The 16,112-nt window shown below is 71.5% G+C and carries 19 protein-coding genes; 5 read left to right on the forward strand and 14 right to left on the reverse strand.

Annotation, left to right across the window (positions count from 1 at the left end; genetic code table 11):
* The first annotated feature begins 4 nt into the window (after positions 1–4).
* The 5 genes from ACFPL3_RS04955 to ACFPL3_RS04975 are packed head-to-tail and all read left to right on the forward strand — an operon-like array spanning position 5 to position 4,237.
* The gene (locus ACFPL3_RS04955) at positions 5–847 is read left to right on the forward strand and encodes an ABC transporter permease (RefSeq protein WP_343942888.1); all 843 of its coding nucleotides are present in this window, start codon (positions 5–7) and stop codon (positions 845–847) included.
* A complete protein-coding gene (locus ACFPL3_RS04960) occupies positions 844–1,668 on the forward strand; it encodes an ABC transporter ATP-binding protein (RefSeq protein ID WP_343942889.1) in 825 nt (274 codons plus the stop codon). The genes ACFPL3_RS04955 and ACFPL3_RS04960 overlap by 4 nt, the downstream gene beginning before the upstream one ends.
* The gene (locus ACFPL3_RS04965) at positions 1,658–2,482 is read left to right on the forward strand and encodes an ABC transporter ATP-binding protein (RefSeq protein WP_343942890.1); all 825 of its coding nucleotides are present in this window, start codon (positions 1,658–1,660) and stop codon (positions 2,480–2,482) included. The genes ACFPL3_RS04960 and ACFPL3_RS04965 overlap by 11 nt, the downstream gene beginning before the upstream one ends.
* 11 nt (positions 2,483–2,493) lie before the next feature.
* Positions 2,494–3,831: an NtaA/DmoA family FMN-dependent monooxygenase gene (locus ACFPL3_RS04970; RefSeq protein WP_343942891.1), complete on the forward strand. Its 1,338-nt coding sequence runs from the start codon at positions 2,494–2,496 to the stop codon at positions 3,829–3,831.
* A 43-nt stretch (positions 3,832–3,874) separates the two neighbouring features.
* Entirely contained in the window at positions 3,875–4,237 is a 363-nt protein-coding gene (locus ACFPL3_RS04975; RefSeq protein WP_343942892.1) for a MerR family transcriptional regulator, read from the forward strand.
* Between the two features lie 107 nt (positions 4,238–4,344).
* Here ACFPL3_RS04975 and ACFPL3_RS04980 read toward each other — a convergent pair whose 3' ends face one another.
* The 14 genes from ACFPL3_RS04980 to ACFPL3_RS05045 all read right to left on the reverse strand — a co-directional run bounded on the left by ACFPL3_RS04980 (position 4,345) and on the right by ACFPL3_RS05045 (position 16,036).
* Complete coding sequence (locus tag ACFPL3_RS04980) at positions 4,345–4,782, reverse strand: SRPBCC family protein (protein ID WP_343942893.1); 438 nt, start codon at positions 4,780–4,782, stop codon at positions 4,345–4,347.
* A gap of 8 nt (positions 4,783–4,790) precedes the next feature.
* A complete protein-coding gene (locus ACFPL3_RS04985) occupies positions 4,791–5,627 on the reverse strand; it encodes a phosphoenolpyruvate hydrolase family protein (RefSeq protein ID WP_343942894.1) in 837 nt (278 codons plus the stop codon).
* On the reverse strand, positions 5,624–6,814 hold the full coding sequence (locus ACFPL3_RS04990) for a Tm-1-like ATP-binding domain-containing protein (RefSeq protein ID WP_343942895.1): 1,191 nt from the start codon (positions 6,812–6,814) through the stop codon (positions 5,624–5,626). The genes ACFPL3_RS04985 and ACFPL3_RS04990 overlap by 4 nt, the downstream gene beginning before the upstream one ends.
* A 38-nt stretch (positions 6,815–6,852) precedes the next feature.
* Positions 6,853–7,683 carry a PhzF family phenazine biosynthesis protein gene (locus ACFPL3_RS04995; protein WP_343942896.1) on the reverse strand — a complete coding sequence of 277 codons (831 nt, stop codon included), beginning with the start codon at positions 7,681–7,683 and terminating at the stop codon, positions 6,853–6,855.
* A 66-nt stretch (positions 7,684–7,749) separates the two neighbouring features.
* Complete coding sequence (locus ACFPL3_RS05000; RefSeq protein WP_343942897.1) at positions 7,750–8,337, reverse strand: hypothetical protein; 588 nt, start codon at positions 8,335–8,337, stop codon at positions 7,750–7,752.
* Positions 8,334–8,579, reverse strand: coding sequence for a hypothetical protein (locus tag ACFPL3_RS05005; protein WP_343942898.1), 246 nt, complete (start codon positions 8,577–8,579; stop codon positions 8,334–8,336). Before ACFPL3_RS05005 ends, ACFPL3_RS05000 begins: the two co-directional genes overlap by 4 nt.
* Positions 8,576–8,812, reverse strand: a complete 237-nt coding sequence (locus tag ACFPL3_RS05010) for a metal-dependent transcriptional regulator (protein ID WP_379588429.1) — start codon at positions 8,810–8,812, stop codon at positions 8,576–8,578. The genes ACFPL3_RS05005 and ACFPL3_RS05010 overlap by 4 nt, the downstream gene beginning before the upstream one ends.
* Complete coding sequence (locus tag ACFPL3_RS05015; protein WP_343942899.1) at positions 8,809–9,507, reverse strand: iron-sulfur cluster assembly protein; 699 nt, start codon at positions 9,505–9,507, stop codon at positions 8,809–8,811. The genes ACFPL3_RS05010 and ACFPL3_RS05015 overlap by 4 nt, the downstream gene beginning before the upstream one ends.
* A complete protein-coding gene (locus tag ACFPL3_RS05020; protein WP_343942900.1) occupies positions 9,504–10,571 on the reverse strand; it encodes an amidohydrolase family protein in 1,068 nt (355 codons plus the stop codon). The genes ACFPL3_RS05015 and ACFPL3_RS05020 overlap by 4 nt, the downstream gene beginning before the upstream one ends.
* An 18-nt stretch (positions 10,572–10,589) precedes the next feature.
* The gene (locus ACFPL3_RS05025) at positions 10,590–11,618 is read right to left on the reverse strand and encodes an NAD(P)-dependent alcohol dehydrogenase (protein ID WP_343942901.1); all 1,029 of its coding nucleotides are present in this window, start codon (positions 11,616–11,618) and stop codon (positions 10,590–10,592) included.
* A 43-nt stretch (positions 11,619–11,661) separates the two neighbouring features.
* The gene (gene groL / locus ACFPL3_RS05030; protein WP_343942902.1) at positions 11,662–13,350 is read right to left on the reverse strand and encodes a chaperonin GroEL; all 1,689 of its coding nucleotides are present in this window, start codon (positions 13,348–13,350) and stop codon (positions 11,662–11,664) included.
* Between the two features lie 78 nt (positions 13,351–13,428).
* Entirely contained in the window at positions 13,429–13,791 is a 363-nt protein-coding gene (gene mimD / locus ACFPL3_RS05035; protein WP_379588430.1) for a propane 2-monooxygenase effector subunit MimD, read from the reverse strand.
* Positions 13,788–14,990, reverse strand: coding sequence for an aromatic/alkene monooxygenase hydroxylase subunit beta (locus tag ACFPL3_RS05040; RefSeq protein WP_343942903.1), 1,203 nt, complete (start codon positions 14,988–14,990; stop codon positions 13,788–13,790). Before ACFPL3_RS05040 ends, mimD begins: the two co-directional genes overlap by 4 nt.
* The gene (locus ACFPL3_RS05045; RefSeq protein WP_343942904.1) at positions 14,987–16,036 is read right to left on the reverse strand and encodes an FAD-binding oxidoreductase; all 1,050 of its coding nucleotides are present in this window, start codon (positions 16,034–16,036) and stop codon (positions 14,987–14,989) included. The genes ACFPL3_RS05040 and ACFPL3_RS05045 overlap by 4 nt, the downstream gene beginning before the upstream one ends.
* Between the last annotated feature and the right edge of the window lie 76 nt (positions 16,037–16,112).

Below are 16,112 nucleotides of genomic sequence, written 5' to 3' on the forward strand. Positions count from 1 at the left end.
GCCCGTGTTCCGCGCCGTCCTGCGCCTGCCCACCGGCCGCGTCGCCGTCACCGTCCTCGGCGGTGTGCTGCTGCTCGCCCTGCTGGGCCCGGCACTCGCCCCGCACGACCCGATCGAGGGCACCGACGCCGCGCTCGCCGCCCCGTCGGCCGAGCGCTGGCTCGGCACCGACTACCTCGGCCGCGACGTACTCTCCCGGATCCTCGCCGGCGCCCCGGCCAGCGTGTTCGGCGCCGTGCTCGTGGCCGTGATCGCGCTCGTGGTCGGCGCGGTGCCCGGCCTGCTCTCGGTGTACCTGGGCCGCTGGTTCGAGTGGGCCACGCTGCGGTTGGTCGACACGCTGATCGCGTTGCCGTTCCTCGTGTTCGCCGTGGCCGTCACCGCGCTGCTCGGCAACGGGATCGTGCAAGCGATGGCCACGGTCGGCGTGCTCGTCTCGCCGGTCTTCTACCGCGTGTCACGGGCGGCGGCACTCGGCGTCTCGCGCTCGCAGTACGTGGAGGCCGCGGTCCTCGCCGGCGCGTCCACGGGCTGGATCGTGCGCAGGCACGTCGTCGCCCAGGTGCTCCCGCCGGTCGCGATCGCGCTGGCCAACACGATGGCCGCGGGCTTCGTGGTGGTCTCCAGCCTCACCTTCCTCGGGATCGGCGTGCAGCAACCCGCGCCGACGTGGGGCGGCGTGCTCGCGTCCGACCTCGGCTACCTGGCCTTCCGGCCGTACGCGCCGCTCATCCCCACCGTCCTGATCATGCTGACCGTCTGGGCGTTCAACCTGCTGGCCGACGCCTTCCGCGACACCGAGGGCGCGGCGGGCCGTGCCCCCGTGAAGGAGGCGAGCACCCGATGACCGGGCCCGTCCTGTCCGTTGACGACCTGCACATCTCCGATCCCCGATCGGGCACCGAGCTCGTCCGCGGCGTCTCGTTCGACGTCCCGGCGGGCGGCGCGCTCGGCATCGTCGGCGAGTCCGGCAGCGGCAAGACGCTGACCTGCCGCACCGCGCTCGGCATCCTGCCCGCGCCGCTGCGGGTCACCCGCGGCACCGTCACGCTGCTGGGCGAGGACACGGCCGGCCTCACCGAACGCGGGTGGCGGGAGCTGCGCGGCCGGGAGATCGGCGCCGTCTTCCAGGACCCAGGCGCCTTCCTCAACCCCTCGCTGCGGATCGGCTCCCAGGTGGCCGAGGTGCTGCGGGTCGGCAAACGCCTCGGGCGGCGCGCGGCCAAAGCCGAGGCCCTGCGACTGCTCGACGCCGTGCACCTGCGCGACCCGGAACGGGTCTACCGGCAGTACCCGCACGAGCTGTCCGGCGGGATGCTGCAGCGCGTCGTCATCGCCGCGGCGATCGCCCTCGACCCCCAGGTCCTCATCGCCGACGAGGCCACCACCGCGCTCGACGTCACCGTCCAGGCCGAGATCCTCGACCTGCTCGCCGATCTGCAGGAACGCACCGGGCTCGCGCTCGTCGTCGTCTCGCACGACCTCGCCGTGGTCGCGCAGCTGTGCACGGAGGTGGTGGTGCTGCGCCGCGGCGAGGTGGTGGAGCGCGGCGCCACCGACGCCGTCCTGCACGCGCCGCAGCACCCCTACACCCGGCTGCTCGTCGACGAGCACAACCGCTACGGCCTCGACCGCTACCTCGCCCCGGAGCTCGAACATGCCGGCTGAGCCGCCACTCCTGCAGGTCACCGACCTCGACGTCCGTTACGGGCGCACCACCGCGCTCGCCGGCGCCGCGCTCACCGTGCACCGCGGTGAGACCGTCGGCGTGATCGGCGAGACCGGGTCGGGCAAGTCGACGCTCGCCCGCGCCGTCGTCGGGCTGGTGGCGCCCGCCGCGGGCACCGTGACGATCGCGGGCGAGGAGGTCACCGCGTTCTCCCGCCGGCAGTGGCGCGCGTTCCGGCGCCGCGGCGTCGCGCAGTACGTCTTCCAGGACCCGCTGCGCAGCCTCGACCCCCACCTGCCGGTCGGCGCGTCGATCGCCGAACCGCTGCTCCTGCAGGGCCGCTCCCGCGCCGACGCCGACGCCGCGGTGCGTGCCGTGCTGACCCGCGTGCACCTCACCGCCGACCTCGCCGACCGCTACCCCGCCGAGCTGTCCGGCGGGCAGCGCCAGCGCGTGGCCGTGGCCCGCGCGCTGGTCACCGACCCGCAGCTCGTGGTGCTCGACGAACCGGTGAGCGCCCTCGACGCCGCCAACCGGGTACGGGTGCTCGAGGTGCTCACCGAGCTGCGGGAGGCCGGAACGGCACTCGTGTTCATCTCCCACGACCTCGGCTCGGTCGCGGGCATCAGCGACCGCGTCACCGTCCTGCACCGCGGCGCCGTGGTCGAGACCGCACCCACCCGCGCGATCGTCACCGCCCCGCAGCACCCCTACACCCGGCTGCTCGTCGGCTCGGCGCCCACCCTCACCACCGGAGCGGTGGACCGGGAGACGCGCGCCGAGCTGCGCAGGCAGCTCCTCACCGTCGGCTGAAGGAGAACGCGATGGCCCGCCAGATCAAGCTCGGACTGCGCCTGTACGGGGTCGGCGGCCCCGGCCAGCACGGCCTGTGGAAGGACCGGCGCGTCCCGAACGACGCCAGCATCGACATCGACTGGTACATCGCCCAGGCGAAAGCCGCCGAGGCCGCCCTGTTCGACACCCTCTTCATCGTCGACAGCCAGTTCATCGACCACACCTACCCGCCGCACTACCTCAACCGGCTCGAACCGCTCACGCTGCTGTCGGCCGTGGCGACGCACACCCGCCACCTCGGCCTCGTCGGCACGCTGAGCACCACCTACAACTCGCCGTTCAACGTCGCGCGCCGCTTCGCCTCCCTCGACCACATCAGCCGCGGCCGCGCCGGCTGGAACGTCGTCACCAGCTTCGACACCGGCACGTCGCGCAACTACGGCCTCGAGGAACACCTCGACTACGCCACCCGCTACGGCCGCGCCCACGAGCACGTCGCCGTCGTGCGCGGCCTGTGGGACTCCTACGAGGACGACGCGTTCCCGGCCGACGTCGAGCGCGGCGTGTTCCTCGACCCGAGCAAGCTGCACGCGCTGAACCACCGCGGCGAGCACTTCGCGGTGGCGGGCCCGCTCAACATCTCCCGTTCGCCCCAGGGCCAGCCGGTGATCTTCCAGGCGGGCGTCTCCGATGAGGGGCGCACGCTCGCCGCCGCCGTCGCCGAGGGGATCTACGCGCCACCCGGCACGCTGGAGGAGACCTCCGCCTACTACGCCGACGTCAAGACCCGCACCGCGGCGGCCGGGCGCAACCCCGACCACCTCCTGATCTTCCTCGGGGCCGCGCCGGTCGTCGGCGCCACCGACGACGAGGCCCACCGCACCGCGCGGGACATCTACGAGGCCGACAACGACTTCGACCGCAAGCTCGGCCAGTTCGGCCGCGCCTTCGGCGCCCACGACTTCTCCCAGTACGACCTCGACGCCCCGTTCCCCGACGTGTCCGAACTGGCCGAGCGCGGCGGCCGCACCCGCGGCGCCGAGATCGTGCAGCGGGCCCGCGAGGAGGGGCTCACGCTGCGCCAGACCGTGGAGGCGTTCACCACGTTCCGGCCCTCACCGTTCACGGGGACGCCGACGACGATCGCCGACACGATCGAGACGTGGTTCCGCGCGCGCTCGTTCGACGGGCTCAACCTCGGCTTCCGCACGCTGGAGGACCTGGAGCGCTTCGCCGCCGAGGTGCTCCCGGTGCTGCGCTCGCGCGGGCTGGTGCGCAGCGAGTACGACGCCGACACGCTGCGCGGCAACCTCGGTCTCCCCATCCCGGAGAACCGCCACACCGCCGCCCGCGCCGTGACCGTCTGACCGAATAATCTGACATCGACGTCAGAGGTCGGGGAGGGTCGGCATGCGGATCGGTGAACTCGCGGAGCGGGCCGGGGTGAGCGTCCGGTCCCTGCGCTACTACGAGCAGCAGGGGCTCCTCACCAGCACCCGCAGCGCGGGCGGGCAGCGCCACTACGACGAGCACGCCGTCGAGCGCGTGCGGCTGCTGCAGAGCCTCTACTCCGCCGGGCTGTCGAGCCGCACCATCGCGGAGATCCTGCCGTGCGTCGACTCCCCCAGCACCGACCACACCGACGCGGCCTTCACCCGGATGATCCACGAGCGCGACCAGCTCAGCGCCCACATCGAGGAGCTCATCCACACCCGCGACGCCCTCGACGGCCTCATCGCCTGCAACCGCAACCACCGCCGCACGCAGGTCTGACGCGCCGGACCCCATGATCACCGACCGGGCGCGTTTCCCGACACCTGGCGTCGGGAAACGCGCCAATCCGCTGATCAAGCTGCCGCCGGGTTCCGCGGAACCCGGGCTCAGCCGTCGAAGTGCTTGCGCAGCGCCGCGATGCCGGCGCCGTAGATCCCGTCGGCGAAGGTCTGGGTCAGGTTCGCCTCGTCGGCACCGTCGGCGTCGTACTCCGACCACCACTCGACGAACGTCTCGCCGGAGGCCGTGATCGGGGCGACGCGGAACGTCGAGACGTAGCGGCGCACGGGGAACGAGCTCTCGAGGATCTCGTAGGTGCAGCGGCGCTCACCGTCGTGCAGCTCCACCAGGCGTTCGACCACGGTGCCGCCGTTGTCCAGGGTCAGGCGGCGGACCGCGCCGACCTCGGCGCCGGAGCCGCCCTCGTCGAGCTCGCTCGCCGTGACCGCGGGGAGCCAGGCGGGGAGGCCGTTGAAGTCGCGCACCACCTTCCACACGTCGTCGGCGGAGGCGGGTACGACACCACTGGCGTACGGGCGGGGCATGGGATCTCCTATCGGTCGAGACGGGTCTTGAACGCGCGGGTCTGTTCGGTCAGCGCCTTCTCGGTGGGCAGGCGTTCCATCGAGGAGGCGCCGTAGAAGCCGTGGCAGTGCTTCGTGCGCGCCAGCACGTGCGCGGCGTCGTCGGGCATCGCGATCGGGCCGCCGTGGCAGAGCACCAGCACGTCCTCGCGGACCTCCCGCGCGGCGGCCGCCCACTCGTCGATGAGCTCGACGCAGTCGTCGAGCGACTTCGCGGTCTCCGCGCCGATCGACCCGCCGGTGGTGAGGCCCATGTGGCAGACGATGATGTCGGCGCCCGCGCGCGTCATGGCGCGCGCGTCGTCGGCGGAGAAGACGTAGGGCGTGGTGAGCAGGTCGGCCTCGCGGGCGGCGGCGACGAGGTCGACCTCGAGCCCGTACCCCATCCCGGTCTCCTCCAGGTTGGCCCGGAACACGCCGTCGATCAGGCCGACGGTGGGGAAGTTCTGGATGCCGGCGAAGCCCAGGTCGGCCAGCTCGCGCAGGAACCGGTCGGTGAGCAGGAACGGGTCGGTGCCGTTGACGCCCGCCAGCACCGGGGTGTGCTCGACGACGGGCAGCACCTCGGCGGCCATCTCCACCACGATCTGGTTGGCGTTGCCGTAGGCGAGCAGGCCGGCCAGCGAGCCGCGGCCTGCCATGCGGTAGCGGCCGGAGTTGTAGATGACGATGAGGTCGATGCCGCCGGCCTCCTCGCACTTGGCCGAGAGGCCGGTGCCCGCCCCGCCGCCGACGATCGGCTCACCGCGGCCGGCCATGTCCTGGAACTTCTCGACCAGCTCCGCCCGCGCGAACCGTGCCGTCACTTCTGCTCCTCCTGCCAGGCGGCCACCAGGGCGTCGGCGAACTCGGGATCGTTGACGTGGTGCGGCAGGCGTTCGACCCGCCGCCGGCCGGTGCGGTGCACCTCGGCCTCCAGGGTGGAGAACAAGGCCTCGTCGGCCTCGGGGTCCCAGAACGCCTGCCCGGGAGCGTCCAGCGCGGAGACGCCGCCGGTGGGCAGCAGGAACCGCACCGGACCCTCGCACTCGTTGAGCCGCCGCGCCAGGAACCGGGCGATCGCGACGTTCTCCTCCGGTGTGGTGCGCATGAGCGTGACCTGCGGGTTGTGCTCGTAGAAGGTGCGGCCGGCGAACTGCGCGGGCACGGTGGACGGCGCCCCGAAGTTGACCATGTCGAGCGCGCCGCACGACCCGACGTACGGCACGCCGGTGCGGATGATCGCGCCGAGGCGGTCCTCGGTGGCCGGGAAGACCCCGCCGACCAGCAGGTCGCACACCTCGGTGGTGGTGATGTCGAGGACCGAGCCGACCAGCCCGTCGTCCACGAGCTTCTCCATCGCCCGCCCGCCGGTGCCGGTGGCGTGGAACACGAGGGGGTCGACGGCGTCGCCGAGCCGCTCCGTGACAGCCGTGACGCAGGGGGTGGTGACCCCGAACATCGTGAGGCCCACCGCGGGCCGGTCGTCGGCGGCGGGGACGTCGTGGGTGACGATGCCGGCGAGCGCGTGCGCGGCGTTGCCGATCACCCGCCGGGAGATCCGGTTGAGGCCTGCGACGTCGGTGACCGAGTACCACATGGCGATGTCCGAGGCGTCGACGTACGGGGCGACGTCGCCCGACGCCACCGTCGACACCATGATCTTGCCGACGCCCACCGGCAGCGCCCGCATCGCCGGGGTGACCAGCGCGGTGCCGCCCGAGCCGCCGAGCCCGAGCACGCCGCCGACGTCGGAGCGGCTGCGCAGGAACCGCTCCAGCGCCACGGCCATCGCGGCGACGGCGCCACCGCGGTCGCCGGTGAACACCGCACGGGCGCCGTCGGGATGGTGTGCCGCCACCTCGCCGGGCTGGACGTCCGCGGGGCTGCCGCGCTCCTGCGTGGACACGTCGACGGTGACGACACCCGCCCCCGCCGCGCGCAGCCGCTCCGCCGCGTAGGCCAGCTCCGCACCCTTGGTGTCGAAGGTGCCGATGACGTAGGCGAGGGCCATGATTCGTTCTTAGTGCACTCCGGCCCCCCGGGCGAGCCTCAACCCTCGATCCGGCCCTCCACGCAGGTGACCGCGTCGCCGCCGACCCACACCGCGCCGTCCGCGTCCTGGTCGACGTACACGCGACCCGCCCGGCCCAGCGCGGCGCCCTGGGACGCGACGTACGGGGCCTGGAGGCGGCCGGTGCGCAGGAGCCAGAGCGCGAGGCCCGCGTTGAGGCTCCCGGTCACGGGGTCCTCGAAGCTGGTGCGGCCCGCCGGGAAGAACGCCCTGACCTCGATCGCCTCCGGCGAACCCGCCGGGTACGGCCCGGCGATGCCCAGCTTCAGGTCCTCGGCGTTCGGGTCGACCGCGAGCACCGTCTTCGCGTCCTCGAGCAGGACGCCCACCCAGCCGGGGCCGTTGTCGATCCACCGGGCGTCCACGATCCCGGCCCGGTCGACGCCCAGGATGCGCGCGATGCGAACCTGCAGCTCCTCGTCCACCGGCTCGTCGCGCACCAGGGGCGGGGCGGCGAACGCGAGCCTGCCGCCGGTGCGGCGCAGCGTGATCAGCCCGGCCTCGCACTCCTGCACGACGGTGTCGGCCGTGTGCTGGGGGTTGCGCTCCAGCCACGCGTGGCAGGTGCCGATCGTGGGGTGACCGGCGAACGGGAGCTCCTCGGCCGGGGTGAAGATGCGGACGCGGTAGTCGGCGGCCGGGGTGATCGGCGGGAGCACGAACGTCGTCTCGGACAGGTTCGTCCAGTTCGCGATCCGCTGCATCTGCTCGGTGGTGAGGCCGTCGCCGTCGAGCACGACCGCGACCGGGTTGCCCCGGTACGGCACGGCGGAGAAGACGTCGACCTGGGCGAACGGGCGGCTCGTCATGCCTGCAGCATCATCCGCCGCGCCGCCGCCCGCCATGGCCAATCCCCGGCTCGTGGACCGGGCGCGTCAGCTCAGGTGCACCAGCGGCAGCTTCGCCAGCTCCGCGGGCGAAAGGGCCGCGGCCTCGCCGAGCACCTCGCTCTGCCGCTCCTGCATGCGGGCGTCGATCCGGCCGGCGAGGAAGTACGCGAGCCGCCCGAGCAGGCGGACCGTGGATTCCTCGACCAGCGGGCGGGGGCTGGAGACCACCGCCACCCCGGTGGGGGTGCCGTCGTTGGCCTGCGCCGCCCCGATCGAGAACGCCTCCCGCGGGTTGACGTGCCGCGACGCGAGGTGGTCGCGCAGCTTCAGCAGCACCGCGTGCAGCTTCGCGTACTCCCCCGGCTGCTCCTGTTCGAGCTCGTCCAGGTCGGCGACGGTGAGCACGGCGGTGCGCGCGGAGAAGCAGCGGGCGTAGGCGAGCAGGGCGCCCGTCCACAGCGCCTCCACCGCCACCGGGTCGGGCTCGGGCCGGGCCAGCTCGGTGACGAGGTGCTCGCAGCAGCGCAGGGCGTACTGGAGGTCCTCGAACACCGCGGCGAGTTCGGCCAGCCCGGCGGCGCCGGGCGTGTCGAGCCTGCGCACCGCGGTGGGCGGTGCGGCGGGTGCGCTCACGGTGACCCCTCCTCGACGCCCGGGAACATCCGGGCCCTGATCTCGGCGAGCTGTGCCTGCACGGCCGGGGCGGCCGGGCCCTCGTCCTCGCGTCCGGGTTCGATGCCCAGTGCCCGCAGCAGGGCCGCGGCCGGCTCGCCCGGGTCGCCGGTCTCACCGAGCACGGGGTGCAGCCCGGCCTCGGCGAGGTGCTCGAACACCACGTGCACCACGGTCCACGGGTTGTAGGTCTCGGTGCTCACGGCCATCCGTCCCCCCGTGGGATCGGCGCGCCGCGCAGGTCCCGCTCCGGGCGGCCGAGCAGCGCGTCGATGCGGTCGAGCAGCCGTGCGGAGACGGCGTGCTGCAGGGCGTCGGCCTCGACCGTGGCCTCGGCGGGCTCCAGGCGCAGGATCCGCACCAGGAACAGCTCGACCAGGGCGAGCCGCCGGGCCGGGAAGTCCGCGTCGGTGCGGACCGGCTGGGTCGTCGTCACGAGGACACCTCATGCGGGTAGCGGGCGGCGAGCAGGTCGCGGCACGTGTGGGTGTTGGCTTCGATGCCGACCCGGGTGAGCCGGGCCCGGCGCAGGTGCAACGGCACCTGGTCGGCGGTGACCGGTGCCCCGTCCGGGTGGAGCAGGAGCGGGGCGTCCGGGCCGTGCGGCAGGCCGACGGCGGCCCGCCGCTGCCGGAGCCGGTCGAGGTCGGGCGACGGCGGGAGGTCGCCGAGACGCGCGACCGCGAGCTGCTCGGGCGTGGCACCGGCGTCCACCAGCGGGCGGGCCAGCCGGTCCTGGCCCGCCAGCGCCGCCTTCCGCAGGAACACCGCGCGCAGCTCGTCGAGCTCCGACTGCGCCTCCCCGTCGAACGCGGCCACGAACCCCGCCCGGGCGGCCACCCCCTCGTTGATCGTCACCGAGGCGAAGTGGTCCTCCAGCGCGATGTCGGCGCTGGTGACTCCGGGTACCGCCGACACGGCGTCGTGGGCGTCGGCCACCATCAGCCACGCGAAGTTCGGCGCGCAGAAGAAGGTGGGCAGCCGCAGCCGCACGGTCGCCACGCCGTCGTCGGACACGGTGCACGACGCCACGAACTCCAGCTCGGTGATCGGCTGATCGAGTTCGGGGTCGCGCACCGTGTCCAACGCCGCCCACACCGCGCCTGCGAGCCCGGTGGTCGGCGCGGTCACGACGAACCGGCCGCCGCGGCCTCGGTGACCAGCTGCTCGCCCGGCGTGTCCTGCGCGCCCGCCGACGTCTCCAGCCGGCACTCGGGCGGAACCGGGATGTCGTAGAGCTTCGCCGCGTTCAGCCCGAGGATCTTCTTCTTCGTGGCCGTGGTGAGCCTCGGGTAGTCGGTGAACGCGTCGTCGTCGGGCATCTGCCAGTCGACGAAGCCTTCGACCTGCCACTTCGGCACCCAGATGTTGTAGTCGCCGCCGAAGGTCATCTTGTCCTCGCCGACCCAGAACAGCAGCTCGCCCATGACCTTCGCGAAGAACTTCGGCCGGGCGTGCATCAGGCCGCCGATCACGACGGACAGGCCGGCGTACACGTTGGGCTCCTGCACCGCCATGAAGCAGAAGTCCTCGATGCGGGGCAGCCCGACGTGCTCGACGATGAAGTTGAGCTCCGGGAAGTCGGTGGCGGCGTGGTCGACGTCGGCCACGTCGAACGCGTCCTTGTCCAGCGGCCAGATCGTGGGGCCCTTGTGGACGTGGATGTTCTTGATGCCCAGCTCCTGCGCCTTCGCCAGGAACACGTAGGCCTCGGGGTCGGACAGCTTGTAGCCGCGCGAGCCGCTGTTCCACTCGGCGGTGTAGAGCTTGACGCCCTTCAGGTTGTACTTCTCGGCGTCCATCTCGAGTTGCTTCAGGCCGGGGTCGCCGTCGCGCGGGTCGAAACGCCCGTTGACGATCAGGCGGTCCCCGAACCGCTCGAGCAGCTGCGCGTTCTGCTCGACGGTGTTGAAGCCGTTCGTGTACCACTCCTTGAGGTACGTGGACTGGAAGACCGCGTAGTCGACGTGGCCCTCGATGAACATGTCGCGCTCGAAGTCCTCCGGCGTGACCTTCAGGTAGTGGTCGTAGTCCCAGTGGGTCTCGGGCGGGCCGAGCTGGTGGTAGCCGTAGAAGCAGTCGATCCAGCCCTTCGCGTACTGCTCGGCGCCCGGCTTCCAGTTCTCCCGGCTCGCATCCCAGAAGTGGCTGTGCGAATCGACGATGAAGTACTTCTCGCCGTCCTTCTCGTACATCGTGGTGGGCCTTTCGCGTCAGGGAACCAGAATCGCCCGGCCGCGCACGCGACCGGCATCGAGGTCGTGCAGCGCGTCCAGCGCCGCGTCGAGCGGGTACTGCTTCGTGTGCAGGGTGACCTTCCCCGCCTGCGCCAGCACCATCAGCTCGGCCAGGTCGGTGTACGTGCCGACGATGTTGCCGATCACGTTCTTCTCGTTCGCGACGAAATCGAGCGTCGGTGCGGAGAAGTCGCCGCCGTAACCGATGACGTACTGGTAACCGTCGGGCGCGGTCATCTGCCACGCGTCGTTCTCCGCGCCCTGCTCGGCCACGAAGTCGAACACCACGGTGGCCCCCTCACCACCGGTGAGGTCCTTGACCGCGTCGACGTGCGAGCCGTCGGCCACCACGGTCTCGTCCGCGCCGATCTGCCTCGCGAGCTCCAGGGCGTCCGGGTTCTTGTCGACCACCACGATGCGGGTGGCCGTGAGGGCGGCCAGGCACTGGATGCCGATGTGCCCGAGCCCGCCGGCGCCCTGCACGACGGCGGTGGTGCCGGGCCACAGCACGGGCACCGCCTTGCGCACCGCGTGGTAGGCGGTGATGCCGGCGTCGGCCAGCGCGGCCACGTCGGCCGGGTTGGTGGACGGGTCGAGCTTCACGCAGGCCCGCGCGGTGGTGCGCAGGTACTCCGCCATGCCCCCGTCGTTGTCGGACAGGCCGGGGAAGAACGCGTTGACGCACTGCATGTCCTTGCCCCGCCGGCAGGCCAGGCACAGCCCGCACGACGGCTGCGGGTGCAGGATCACCGTGTCCCCGACCGCCACGTTGGTGACCCCGTCGCCGACGGCGTGCACCCAGCCCGCGTTCTCGTGCCCGATCACGTAGGGCAGCGTCGGGCCCATCGCCTCGGCCCACTGGCCTTCCAGGATGTGCAGATCGGTGCGGCACACACCCGCGCCACCGATCTTGACGATCACGTCGAGCGGCCCCTGCAGCGTGGGCTCGTCGATGTCGTCGATCTTCGGATCCGTGTGGTAGTCGTGCACGCGTACTGCCTTCACGACAGTGACCTCCTCGTTGGGGTCCGGTTCAGCGGGGTCCGACCTAACCGATCGACGGGCCCAGGCCCAGCGACTGCGGCGTGCTCGAGTCCGGCGACGGCTGCGGGATGCCCTCGTCGAGCTGCCCGAACTCGGTCATGAGCGACTTGTTCCACGGCGTGACCTCCTCCGCCACCAGCGAGTTCGTGGTGAGGATCAGCCCGGCCACGGACGCGCCGTTCTGCAGTGCGGACCGCACGACGCGCAGCGGGTCGATCACACCGGACTCGACGAGGTCGCCGAACCGACCTTCCAACGCGTCGAAGCCCTCGTCAACACCCAGAGCGGTGACCTGTTTGACGACCTCGTCGCCGTCGTAGCCGGCGTTGGAGGCGATGAGGTGCACGGGCTCGGTGAGGGCGCGCCGCACGATCTCGACCCCGATCCGGTAGTCGCCGTCGACGTGCAGGTCGTCGAGCGCGGGCTCGGCGTGCAGCAGCGCGGCCCCGCCGCCCGCCACGATGCCCTCGGCGATGGCCGCGCGGGTGGCCTGCAGGGAGTCGTCCACGCGGTGGCGGATCTCCTTGGCCTCGGCGTTGGTGGGCGCGCCTACGGCGAGCACCGCGGCCTTGCCCGACAGCCGGGCGATCCGCTCGGACAGGAAGTCCTCGTCGGTGCCGATCGTGGCGCGCGCGAGCTCGGCACGCAGCTGCGTGAGCCGCCGCTCCAGCGCCGCCCGTTCGCCGCGGCCACCGATGATCGTGGTGCTGTCGCTCGTCACGCGCACCTGGGCGGCCCGCCCGAAGTGCTCGGTGGTCATCTGCTCCAGCGCGAACGCGGCGCTGCGGCTGTGCACCTTGCCCCCGCACAGCGCGGCCATGTCCTCGAGCAGGTGGATGCGCTTCTCGCCGAAGCCGGGCGCCCGGATCGCCACGGCCTGGAACGTGCCGTTGACGTGGTTGTGCACCAGCATCTGCAGTGCCGTGCCCTCGACGGTCTCGGCGATGAGCACCAGCGGGCGCCGCTCGCCGCGCATGATCTTGTCGAGCACCGGCATCAGCTGCTGGACGTCCTTGACCTTCTCGGCCGTGAACAGCAGGTACGGGTCGTCGACGATCGCTTCCAGGCTCCCGGGATCGGTGGCCATGTACGGGGTGACGTACCCGTTGTCGAACTCGAAGTCCTCGACGAAGCCGACGCTCACGCCGTGCTGCGGCACGTCCTCCACGGTGACCACGCCGTCCTCGCCGACCGTGTGCAGCGCCCGCGCGACGACGGCGCCGATCACCTCGTCGTCGTTCGCCGAGATCGACGCCACGCGGGCCAGCTCCTGCTCGGTCGACACGGGGTGAGTCACCCGCTGCAGGTGCTCGACGATGCGGCTCACCGCCAGGTCGATGCCGCGCTTGACGAGCACGGGGTTGCCGCCGGCGGAGATGGCCTTCATCCCCTCCCGCACGATCGCCTGGGCCAGCACGATCGCGGTGGTGGTGCCGTCACCGACGGTGTCGTTGGTCTTGACCGCCGCTTCCTTCACCAGCTGGGCGCCCATGTTCTCGAACGGGTCGCGCAGGTGGATCTCCCGCGCGATCGTGACGCCGTCGTTGGTGACCTCGGGCGATCCGGTGATCTTCTCCAGGATGACGTTGCGGCCCTTGGGACCGAGCGTGCTCTTGACGGTCTCGGCCAGCTGGTCGACTCCGGCCTGCAGCAGTTGCCTGCCGTCGGCGCCGAATCGCAGTTCCTTCGCCATGCGCGGGTTCTCCTGAAACTGGGCCCCGTGAGTGGATACGAGTGCCCCGGCACCCGTATCCACTCACGAGGGGTGTGATCAGTTGACGGGCTTCAGGTCGAAATCGAGGTACTCAGCCGCGTCCTCCGGATTGGCGAACATGATCGTGCGGTCGTCCAGGTGGACCATCCGGCCGTAGTGGGTGGACATCGCCTCCTCGAACTCGGCGGCGTTGAACCAGCCCTCCTCCTCGCCGGCCTCCTCGTCGACGTCGGCGTAGACGACGTCGAACCGGTTCTGGCCGTCGACGCGGATCATCGAGGGCAGGTGGGTGACCTTCACGTTGTCCAGCCGGCTCATCACGTTCGCGATGAGCACCCCCACCTGGCTGTTCATCAACGTGAATCCGCACATGTTCGACGCGGTGCTGTTCTGCTCGAAGCGGCTGGTCGTCGCGGTCACTTCTTCAGCTCCTCGGGGATCGAGAGGCCGAGATCGCGGCAGATCCCGGCGAACCGGTTCTTGGCGGTGTCGAGGCTGTCCTCGAAACGCGGCGGCCTGGCGTCGGGCTGCGACCACAGCGGCTGCAGCTTGCGGGCCGCGTCGAGCGCCAGCGGCACCCAGTGCGACAGCCACCCCTGCATGAGCGCGGTGTTGTGGTCGGCGAACTCGCGGTCCTGCGTGAGCGGCGCGAAGCAGGCGATCGTCCAGCGCAGGTCGCGCTGGGCGTAGTCGTACTCACCCGCACCCATCACGGTGGGCGTGACGTAGTCGCCGTTGCCCGCGGCCGACTGCATCACCAGGTTGCTGCGGAACAGCTCCCCGAGCAGCGGCTCGAACACGACGTTCGCGGCGAAGATCGCCTCGCCCCAGTCGTCCTGGACCGCGGTGAGGGCCTCGCACACCTGGCGCACGCCCTGCCACTCCGCGTCGGAGTTCCAGGCGGCGAGGTGCGCCGCCCCGTCGAAGCCCTCGATCTCCTCGGAGAGGGTGAGGTTGTAGAGCGCGAGGTCCTGCGCGAACCGGATCTTGTGCGCGCTGTTCACGGCGAGGGCCGTGTTGTGCATGTTGGTCGGCGCGGACCGCTCGTTCGCCGCGAACACGTAGAGGCCCAGGATGTGCTCGATGTGCATCCAGGCACCGACGTGGCGCTCGACGAACCGCACCCAGTTCGGCGACCACTGCGCGAACGACTTCGTGTACCGCGCGTTCTCGATGTTCTGGTTCAGCTGGCGGACGACGTTCGCGTTGTAGCGGTAAATCGTCTGTTCCCACTCCTCGTTGGGATCGCGGAACTCGTGCCAGCCGTGGGCGGGCCAGTTCTCCACCGGCAGGCCACCGGTGCCGATGCCGCGCTGCGGCTCCGGCTTGTCGACACCCCAGGCCTTGAGCTTCGTCCAGTGCAGCGGGTAGCCGGTGGAACCGTCGGCGAAGCCGTAGATCCAACCCTGGGTGAGGTAGTGCCGCGGGTCCGGCTGGACGTCGACCGTGACGTCCTCGTAGTGCGTCTGCTTGCGCTTGGCCGGCTTGAAGTAGTTGTAGCGACGAGCGCTCGCCGACGAGTCGGGGAACTCGCGCGCCCCGGCCTCGGCATCGGTGAAGACGGGCTTGGGAACGCTCCGTTCCGGGCGTTCTGTGGGGGTCCGCTCTGTTGTCGTCACGGTTGGTCCTCCGGATCACCGGTGGTGGTGAACTTGTCGTAGAAGATGTGGTCGGTCGTGCAGCCGAGCCGTTCGAGCACCGCCACCGCGGCGTCGACCATCGGCGGTGGGCCGCAGACGTACGCGTCCTTCCCGGCCGCCCCGGACTCGTGCCGGGCGACGACGTCGGTGATCAGACCGGTCTCGCCCTGCCAGTCGTCCTCCTCCGCCGGCTCGGACAGCGCCGGCACGAACGTCAGTCCGGGCAGCTGCTCCTGCAGACGCGCGAGCTCCTTCTCGAAGCACAGGTCCCGGGCGGAGCGGGCCCCGTAGTAGAAGGTGACCCGCCGCTCGATCCCGCGCTCGGCCATCGACCTCAGCAGCCCGAGCATCGGCGCCATCCCCGCACCGCCGCCGATGAACAGCAGGTCGGAGGTGCGGTTCTCGCGGAGGGTGAAGGTGCCGAACGGCGCCTCCACCTCCAGCCGGTCCCCCACCTGCAACCGGGAGGCCAGCAACCCGGAGAACAGGCCGTCGGGGTAGATCTTGATGACGAACTCGAACTGGCCGTCCCGGCCGGGCGGGTTCGCCATCGAGAACGAGCGGGTCTCGTCGGTGCCCGGCACCCGGAAGTCCATGTACTGGCCCGGGAAGAACTTGATCTCCTCGGGCTCGACCAGCTTGACGACCAGGTGGCGCATGTCGTGGGTCACCGCGTCGATGGACACGACCTCGACCGTGCCGCGCCGCAGGGGAAGCCCGCCCCGGATGATCTCCTCGTCGTAGTTGAGGAGCTCGATGGTCAGGTCCTCGTAGGCGTGGGCCCGGCAGAGCAGCGTCTGCCCCTCCTCCCTCTCGAAGTCCGGCAACGCGAACGTCGAATAGCGGTCCAGCTCGATGTCCTCACCCTCGAGCACGAACGATTTGCAGGCTGCGCACTGGCCTTCCTTGCAGCCGTGCATGAGCTGGACGCCCTGCTCGGCCGCGGCACGCAGGATGGTCTGGTCCTCGTCCACCTCGATCTCGATGCCGACGGGCTCGAACCGGACGATGTGCTTCTCGCCCAACGGGTCTCCTCGGAAGATGGGGCCCGGCAGGGAGAGAGCCGGTGGCGAACCGGCCCTCTCCCCTCGCCTGACCCGC

Origin of the sequence: Pseudonocardia zijingensis, from assembly GCF_042657305.1 — a bacterium.
Taxonomy (GTDB): domain Bacteria; phylum Actinomycetota; class Actinomycetes; order Mycobacteriales; family Pseudonocardiaceae; genus Pseudonocardia; species Pseudonocardia zijingensis.